Here is an 8,108-nt window from a genome sequence, read left to right as displayed (position 1 = left end):
ATTATGTGAAATTCCTATTCCAAACCCTATATTTGAAAGGCAAAGAATTAGGAATCCTGGACTCGAAATACAGTAGATTCATATACATATAATCGAGAATATATTCAAAAATTTAGCTTATCCAGAAAATTATACAAGCTATTATAATAAAATTATTTACAATAAGGATAATAATTTCTTTTTGAAATATCTGGATTATATCAGGTGCTTTTTGAAATAGAAACTAAAACAGTTTACTCTATGCTAATTATTATGGAGATACATTTGATGTAGGGTTAAATAATAGAATGTTAGCCAATGAGTTTATTAGAAAAAATATTGGAATAACAAAAATTAAAATTTTAGCAAGCGTAATTATGATGAAATAGACAAAGAAAATTAAATCTTCCAATTCCTTGTTTAGAATATCATTCTAATAATAAAAAAGTATTTTTAAGGGTTAAGCGATAAATATCCCCGCTCAGCAAAGTCTCATGACTTTTGCAGGTTTTAAAAGTTCTTGAAAGCCATAAAATAACGTGAGTTCGACATAAAAAAGAAGGATATATTTGAAAAATAGAGATGTTTATGTATATTAAATCCTGACAAACAATTAATTACATTTAAAACCACCTCTATGTTAGATGCGAATAAAATTACTGAAATTTACTTTCTTATAGACGAATTCTGTAAAGAATTTGATAAAACTATAGCTGCTCATAGCTTAAAAGAAAAAGAGGCTCCAAAGAAAAGAAACCGAAAATTTATTATGTCAGATAGTGAAGTTATAACCATTTTAGTGCTATTTCACACTATGGTTTCAAAAACTTAAAACATTTTTACTTTTTATATAGGAAAACATTTGAATAACGAATTTCCAAACCTTGTGTCTTACAATAGATTTGTGAACTTCAAAAAAAACCGCTGTACCAATGGCCCTATTTTGAAAACCTGCTGTTAGGTCAATGCACAGGAATTTCTATAATTGACTCTACCCCTTTGAGAGCATGCCATATTAGACGGGAAAAACAGCATAAAACATTCAAAGATTTAGCTACAAAAGGCATACTTCAACGGATGGTTCTTTGGGTTTAAATTACACTTAATTATAAATGATAAGGAGAAATTCTTGATTTTATCTTTACTCAAGCCAATGTTGATGATAGAGAACCTTTAAAAAGCAATAACTTTCACAAAAGAATTTTGGAAAACTTTTTGGTGACAAAGGATATATTGGAAAAGATTTGTTTGAACAGCTTTTTATAGATGTGTGCATTTGATTACTAAAATCAAAAAGAACATGAAAAATAGTATGATGCTTTTACAAGATAAAATTATGCTAAGAAAGCGCTCATTAATTGAAACTGTTTATGATCAATTGAAAAATATTTGTCAAATAGAACATACAAGACACAGAAGTTTTGATAACTTTATAACTAATTTATTATCAGCACTAATAGCCTATTCTTTCTTCCCTAAAAAGCCTTCTATAAATATTGATTTGAAAACAACAGCTTGTAGCTTAATTATTGTTTACATCGAACTCACGTTAAAATAGGAAAAAAGTCTCCCGACTTTTTCCGTGAATGTCTTGATAATTGTATGCGTTTCAAGGGTATCGTGAGTATGCAACTGCCAAAAAACATTTTAGTGGCATATAGAACGGTACTCTGTAAAGTATATAAAAGTAAACCCTCGCAAATTGCGAGGGTTTACTTTTATATTAAACTTATTTTAGTATACTTTATAAAATGGTTAACTGTTGTAAGTAGACACCAAGCACTTGACAAACATGAACAACGTTAGTAAAGAATACTTCGAAAAACAAGGGATTATTTATTGATTAGCTTTTCAAGCCTTGCCATCATTTCATCTTTCTCTTTCAGCATACGCTCATATAGTGCGATCTTTTCTTCATGAAGTGAAATCAATTTGTCGATTGGATTATTATTGAAAGTTGGCTGTAATTTATTAAGCCTTGAGTGTCATGAAATGTATTAGAAATAATATTTATTGCCTGCTCCTCATCAAAATTTTGAAATGCCTCAACAGGATTCTTAACGAATTTGATATTTGTTTAAGCAGACTGTCTTCAATAACATCTTTCTGCTCCAGGATAGAAATTTTCTTCTGGTTCCAGTCATCTCCCAGATCATAAGCCAGTGCTTCCTGTTTGATGCCTAGCATTTCTCTAAAACGTTTTACGTTTCTTCCCTGATGTATTTTCTGTTCCATAACGAGTATCGATTTTCTAATGCCCAAAGATAAAGCCTTTTAGTTTCAAAGATAAAAAAATGTCAGGTAAAACATGTTTTTTATCAGATATTATAGATCATAATTTTAAAATTAGAACTTTGCCGGTAAATAGTAAAACACACTTTTATGACAAGACAGCTTTATGGATAAAGCATAGATAGTGCATGAAAACTACATTTTCTTTTTAGCAGATTAACTTTTTTATAATTCTGATACTAAGAAGATTTATCAGTAGTGCAGGAAAAAATAAGATGCCAATAATAATTAGCTTTAATTAAATATAAAAAATAAAAAGAATAGTATAAGTTAATTTGTAGCATATACATTATGAATTTACTTAAATTTAGGTATTTTTGAAAAAAAATACGTAAATATGATTCCATTATATTTTGATCCGGGAACTGGCGCTTTGATTGTTCAGTTTTTAGCGGCTGCTGTAGCAGGAGTATTATTGTTTTACAGAACAGTTGTACATAAAATAAAATCTGTTTTTGGAATCAAAAACAAAGCAGAAGATGATTTAATGATGATACCGATACTACGACGATCCCTAAATGAAGAAGTCTTCTTGTGTTTTCCATTTATTGCTGATCTTCCTTAGTATCGTATCATCCATTAAATCATCTTCTGCTTTGTTTTTGATTCCAAAAACAGATTTTATTTTATGTACAACTGTTCTGTAAAACAATAATACTCCTGCTACAGCAGCCGCTAAAAACTGAACAATCAAAGCGCCAGTTCCCGGATCAAAATATAATGGAATCATATTTACGTATTTTTTTTCAAAAATACCTAAATTTAAGTAAATTCATAATGTATATGCCTACAAATTAACTTATACTATTCTTTTTATTTTTTATATTTAATTAAAGCTAATTATTATTGGCATCTTATTTTTTCCTGCCACTACCTGATAAATCTTCTTAGTATCAGAATTATAAAAAAGTTAATCTGCTAAAAAAGAAAATGTAGTTTTCATGCACTATCTATGCTTTATCCATAAAGCTGTCTTGTCATAAAAGTGTGTTTTACTATTTACCGCAAAGTTCTAATTTTAAAATTATGATCTATAATATCTGATAAAAAACATGTTTTACCTGACATTTTTTTATCTTTGAAACTAAAAGGCTTTATCTTTGGGCCATTAGAAAATCGATACTCGTTATGGAACAGAAAATACATCAGGGAAGAAACGTAAAACGTTTTAGAGAAATGCTAGGCATCAAACAGGAAGCACTGGCTTATGATCTGGAGATGACTGGAACCAGAAGAAAATTTCTATCCTGGAGCAGAAAGATGTTATTGAAGACAGTCTGCTTAAACAAATATCAAATTCGTTAAGAATCCCTGTTGAGGCATTTCAAAATTTTGATGAGGAGCAGGCAATAAATATTATTTCTAATACATTTCATGACACTCAAGGCTTAATAAATTACAGCCCAACTTTCAATAATAATCCAATCGACAAATTGATTTCACTTCATGAAGAAAAGATCGCACTATATGAGCGTATGCTGAAAGAGAAAGATGAAATGATGGCAAGCTTGAAAAGCTAATCAATAAATAATCCCTTGTTTTTCGAAGTATTCTTTACTAACGTTGTTCATGTTTGTCAAGTGCTTGGTGTCTACTTACAACAGTTAACCATTTTATAAAGTATACTAAAATAAGTTTAATATAAAAGTAAACCCTCGCAATTTGCGAGGGTTTACTTTTATATACTTTACAGAGTACCCGTTCCTATATGCCACTAAAATGTTTTTTGGCAGTTGCATACTCACCGATACCCCTTGAAACGCATACAATTATCAAGACATTCACGGAAAAAGTCGGAGACTTTTTTCCTATTTTAACGTGAGTTCGATGTAAACAATAATTAAGCTACAAGCCTGTTGTTTTCAAAATCAATATTTATAGAAGGCTTTTTAGGGAAGAAAGAATAGGCTATTAGTGCTGATAATAATTAGTTATAAAGTTATCAAAACTTCTGTGTCTTGTATGTTCTATTTGACAAATATTTTTCAATTGATCATAAACAGTTTCAATTAATGAGCGCTTTCTTAGCATAATTTTATCTTGTAAAAGCATCATACTATTTTTCATGTTCTTTTTGATTTTAGTAATCAAATGCACACATCTATAAAAAGCTGTTCAAACAAATCTTTTCCAATATATCCTTTGTCACCAAAAAGTTTTCCAAAAATTCTTTTGTGAAAGTTATTGCTTTTTAAAGGTTCTCTATCATCAACATTGGCTTGAGTAAAGATAAAATCAAGAATTTTCCCTTATCATTTATAATAAGTGTAATTTTAAACCCAAAGAACCATCCGTTGAAGTATGCCCTTTTGTAGCTAAATCTTTGAATGTTTTATGCTGTTTTTCCCGTCTAATATGGCATGCTCTCAAAGGGTAGAGTCAATTATAGAAATTCCTGTGCATTGACCTAAACAGCAGGTTTTCAAAAATAGGGCCATTGGTACAGCGGTTCTTTTTTGAAGTTCCACAAATCTATTGTAAGACACAAGGTTTGGAAATTCGTTATTCAAATGTTTTCCTATATAAAACAAGTAAAAATGTTTTAAGTTTTTGAAACCCATAGTGTGAAATAGCACTAAAATGGTTATAACTTCACTATCTGACATAATAAATTTTCGGTTTCTTTTCTTTGGAGCCTCTTTTTCTTTTAAGCTATGAGCAGCTATAGTTTTATCAAATTCTTTACAGAATTCGTCTATAAGAAAGTAAATTTCAGTAATTTTATTCGCATCTAACATAGAGGTGGTTTTAAATGTAATTAATTGTTTGTCAGGATTTAATATACATAAACCATCTCTATTTTTCAAATATATCCTTCCTTTTTTATGTCGAACTCACGTTATTTTATGGCTTTCAAGAACTTTTAAAAACCTGCAAAAGTCATGAGACTTTGCTGAGCGGGGATATTTATCGCTTAACCCTTAAAAATACTTTTTTATTATTAGAATGATATTCTAAACAAGGAATTGGAAGATTTAAATTTTCTTTGTCTATTTCATCATAATTACCGCTTGCTAAAATTTTAATTTTTGTTATTCCAATATTTTTTCTAATAAACTCATTGGCTAACATTCTATTATTTAACCCTACATCAAATGTATCTCCATAATAATTAGCATAGAGTAAACCTGTTTTAGTTTCTATTTCAAAAAGCACCTGATATAATCCAGATATTTCAAAAAAGAAATTATTATCCTTATTGTAAATAATTTTATTATAATAGCTTGTATAATTTTCTGGATAAGCACTAAATTTTTGAATATATTCTCGATTATATGTATATGAATCTACTGTATTTCCGAGTCCAGGATTCCTAATTCTTTGCCTTTCAAATATAGGGTTTGGAATAGGAATTTCACATAATATCTCATTTTTAAACCTTATTAAAGTTAATTGAAATTTATTATACTCTTCAAATGCAATATAATTCTCTATGTTACTTTCACAATTAAACTCTTCAGAGGCATCTTCAAATAATCTAAATATTGGTATTGAATAATAATACAAATCTTCTAACTTGTAATTTAGTGATATTGCTGTTTCTTTAACATAAGGAAAAATATCTGCTTCGTTATATTTAATAATCTGCTTATTATATAATACTTTAACACTATCTTCAGCAATTTTATTATAAAAACTTCTATCATAACGAAAAACTATTGTATCAAACAAATCTTGCTTTTTATTTGTTTGAGCGAAAGTACAAATCGTAAAAAAGAATAAAATAATTTTTGTTTTTATGGATGCCATACACTAAATATTTGTTTTACAATTTTCCCACTAATTCCTTGCAATGGTCTATAGTTGTTTAATTGTATTAAATTATGACTAAAATCAAGCATATATGCAGCCCTACTAACAGAAACATTATGACCATTTAATATCCTAAATTAAATTGGACTATCCTACCATTTCCCATTTCGTTTGCAATCCAAGGCATTACACTTTCATTATTCATAGGTCCTACATACTGATTAACGGTATAACCAGCGGCTTCATAATGAGGAATTACCTGATCTAGCATTAATCCTGCTGAGCGAAGTCTCCCGACTTCGTACCCGTTCCTACATATACCGCTACAACGTTTTTTGGCAGTTGTACTCACCGATAACCCTTGAAACGCATACAATGATCAAGACATTCATGGAAAAGTTGGGAGACTTTTATCATATTTTATGGCTTTCAAGAACTTTTAAAAATCCGCAAAGTCTCACGACTTTGCGGAGCGGGTTTGTTGTTTTAACCGCGTTACAAACGCTACGATTTATCTTTTAATTAAGTAGGCACTCGCTATAAGCAAGCGCCAGAGTTGTCGACAAACGAGTGCCAGTGGGTTCAATCGAACTTAACAAGACCGCCACACGAAAGGATTCGTGCGGTAGCTGGGGAAGTAATTTAAACTTTCACTTATGACATTACCATTTTCATCTTTGGCATATCTTCTGGAATATAATAAGTTTTCTGAATTTTCCCCGCCATGTGCTACATGATTTAAAGCACTAACAAAAAAACCACTTATTGCACCTTGCCAGAAATTTCCTTTTGTTAGGATTGCACCACCACCGCCACTTATTGTACCAAAAGCAATAGTCCCAAATCCATTAGTCATACGTAATTCTCCACTTAATCCGTAATGCATTGTTTCTTTTGTAACATTCCCTACTGTTTCAGAACTCATACCTCCACTCCAGGGAAGTCTCGCGACTTCGTACCCGTTCCTACATATACCGCTACAACGTTTTTTGGCAGTTGTACTCACCGATAACCCTTGAAACGCATACAATGATCAAGACATTCATGGAAAAGTTGGGAGACTTTTATCATATTTTATGGCTTTCAAGAACTTTTAAAAATCCGCAAAGTCGTGATACTTTGCGGAGCAGGACGATGTATTTTTTTCTACTCTTTGTAGACTCTCTTTGCGGGCACGGAAAAAATTTCCGCCTATCGTTGTCTACATATTTGCGCAATCAGGTATAACCACGGTCGAGCATCATAAGCCATGCTCCTGTACTATTTGTGTGCAGGGTTGATCGCAACACCTTTTTTTTTTGTAACTTGACCAGATTTCTTTGTAGGCACGAGACTGAGGCATCGCGCTAGCCGTTACTTAATTCTGCTTACGCCAGCCTCATTCACATTTCCCAACTATATCCTCCTATTTCCGAGTTTATATAAAAATTTTCACTTAATTAAAATTACTTTATTAGATTCCATACTTTTATCATAAAGTCTGTAGCCTTTTTGTTTCAAAGCTTTAATTGTATTTAAAGTTATAAAGTCAGATATAGTATGTAAGCTTTTATCAGGATATCTAAAAGATATCAACAACTTATCCTCTTCTTTATAATTTTCTATCTCCCAAAAGCAATATTTCGAAATATCTAGATGTAATTTAACAGGGATTTCAATCGTTATTGTTTCTCCGGCTGGTATCAAGATTAAGTCTGTAATTCCAATATTTTTCTTCTTCTGTTCCCATAAAGCATTGAGTTTATTCGATTCTTCATCTAATAAATGTTCATTAAAACAATTAGGTGTATACCAATTTATTGGTGCTTCTTCTGCATTATATGTACACATATAAAGGAAAAAAAAACTATTCTCTTTGGCGGACAACATAAATTTCCATTTTTCACTTTCGGGAGAATTTAAAATTGGTAAATAATAGTTACACTGAGTATTGTTGATTATCAACATGGTAAGCATTCCATTATTTCTAACAATTTCATTCTGTATTTTTAACTCTATATCATTACTTACTTCTTTTTTTGAAATACAAGAATTCATCATCAAAGAAAAAAATATTAAAGTGATTATTCTCATTTCCATACACT

Annotated in this window: 8 protein-coding genes and 4 pseudogenes; 5 read left to right on the top strand and 7 right to left on the bottom strand. The window is 30.4% G+C overall.

The window, feature by feature from the left end:
• Nucleotides 1-616: 616 nt before the first annotated feature.
• From BXU10_RS25625 to BXU10_RS25620, 3 genes and pseudogenes are all read left to right on the top strand, one after another.
• The gene (locus BXU10_RS25625; RefSeq protein WP_255406101.1) at nucleotides 617-811 is read left to right on the top strand and encodes a hypothetical protein; all 195 of its coding nucleotides are present in this window, start codon (nucleotides 617-619) and stop codon (nucleotides 809-811) included.
• Between the two features lie 167 nt (nucleotides 812-978).
• Nucleotides 979-1,074 carry a hypothetical protein gene (locus BXU10_RS25755; protein WP_369803398.1) on the top strand — a complete coding sequence of 32 codons (96 nt, stop codon included), beginning with the start codon at nucleotides 979-981 and terminating at the stop codon, nucleotides 1,072-1,074.
• A pseudogene (locus tag BXU10_RS25620) lies at nucleotides 1,064-1,537 on the top strand (transposase); the annotation flags it as partial. The gene BXU10_RS25755 and the pseudogene BXU10_RS25620, both read left to right, overlap by 11 nt.
• Before the next feature lie 274 nt (nucleotides 1,538-1,811).
• Here the strand turns inward: BXU10_RS25620 and BXU10_RS14145 are convergent.
• Nucleotides 1,812-2,214: pseudogene (locus BXU10_RS14145) on the bottom strand (XRE family transcriptional regulator).
• 394 nt (nucleotides 2,215-2,608) lie between these two features.
• Between BXU10_RS14145 and BXU10_RS14140 the strand changes: the two are divergent.
• Nucleotides 2,609-2,836: a hypothetical protein gene (locus BXU10_RS14140; protein WP_078227859.1), complete on the top strand. Its 228-nt coding sequence runs from the start codon at nucleotides 2,609-2,611 to the stop codon at nucleotides 2,834-2,836.
• Here the strand turns inward: BXU10_RS14140 and BXU10_RS14135 are convergent.
• Entirely contained in the window at nucleotides 2,786-3,001 is a 216-nt protein-coding gene (locus BXU10_RS14135) for a hypothetical protein (protein ID WP_078227858.1), read from the bottom strand. The genes BXU10_RS14140 and BXU10_RS14135 overlap by 51 nt on opposite strands.
• Before the next feature lie 398 nt (nucleotides 3,002-3,399).
• Here BXU10_RS14135 and BXU10_RS14130 point away from each other — a divergent pair.
• Nucleotides 3,400-3,802 (top strand): annotated as a pseudogene (locus BXU10_RS14130) (XRE family transcriptional regulator).
• Nucleotides 3,803-4,111: 309 nt separating this feature from the next.
• Here the strand turns inward: BXU10_RS14130 and BXU10_RS14125 are convergent.
• From BXU10_RS14125 to BXU10_RS14105, 5 genes and pseudogenes are all read right to left on the bottom strand, one after another.
• A pseudogene (locus BXU10_RS14125) lies at nucleotides 4,112-5,009 on the bottom strand (IS982 family transposase).
• A gap of 169 nt (nucleotides 5,010-5,178) precedes the next feature.
• Nucleotides 5,179-6,021 carry a hypothetical protein gene (locus BXU10_RS14120; protein WP_078227857.1) on the bottom strand — a complete coding sequence of 281 codons (843 nt, stop codon included), beginning with the start codon at nucleotides 6,019-6,021 and terminating at the stop codon, nucleotides 5,179-5,181.
• A 127-nt stretch (nucleotides 6,022-6,148) separates the two neighbouring features.
• A complete protein-coding gene (locus BXU10_RS14115; RefSeq protein WP_123922003.1) occupies nucleotides 6,149-6,376 on the bottom strand; it encodes a hypothetical protein in 228 nt (75 codons plus the stop codon).
• Nucleotides 6,377-6,616: 240 nt separating this feature from the next.
• A complete protein-coding gene (locus tag BXU10_RS14110; protein WP_123922002.1) occupies nucleotides 6,617-7,030 on the bottom strand; it encodes a hypothetical protein in 414 nt (137 codons plus the stop codon).
• Between the two features lie 425 nt (nucleotides 7,031-7,455).
• The gene (locus BXU10_RS14105) at nucleotides 7,456-8,103 is read right to left on the bottom strand and encodes a hypothetical protein (RefSeq protein ID WP_078227854.1); all 648 of its coding nucleotides are present in this window, start codon (nucleotides 8,101-8,103) and stop codon (nucleotides 7,456-7,458) included.
• Between the last annotated feature and the right edge of the window lie 5 nt (nucleotides 8,104-8,108).

Source organism: Flavobacterium sp. LM4 (assembly GCF_002017935.1).
Lineage (GTDB): Bacteria > Bacteroidota > Bacteroidia > Flavobacteriales > Flavobacteriaceae > Flavobacterium > Flavobacterium chungangense.
Note: the sequence above shows the minus strand (reverse complement) of the source record. Positions and strands in the feature narration are given on the sequence as shown.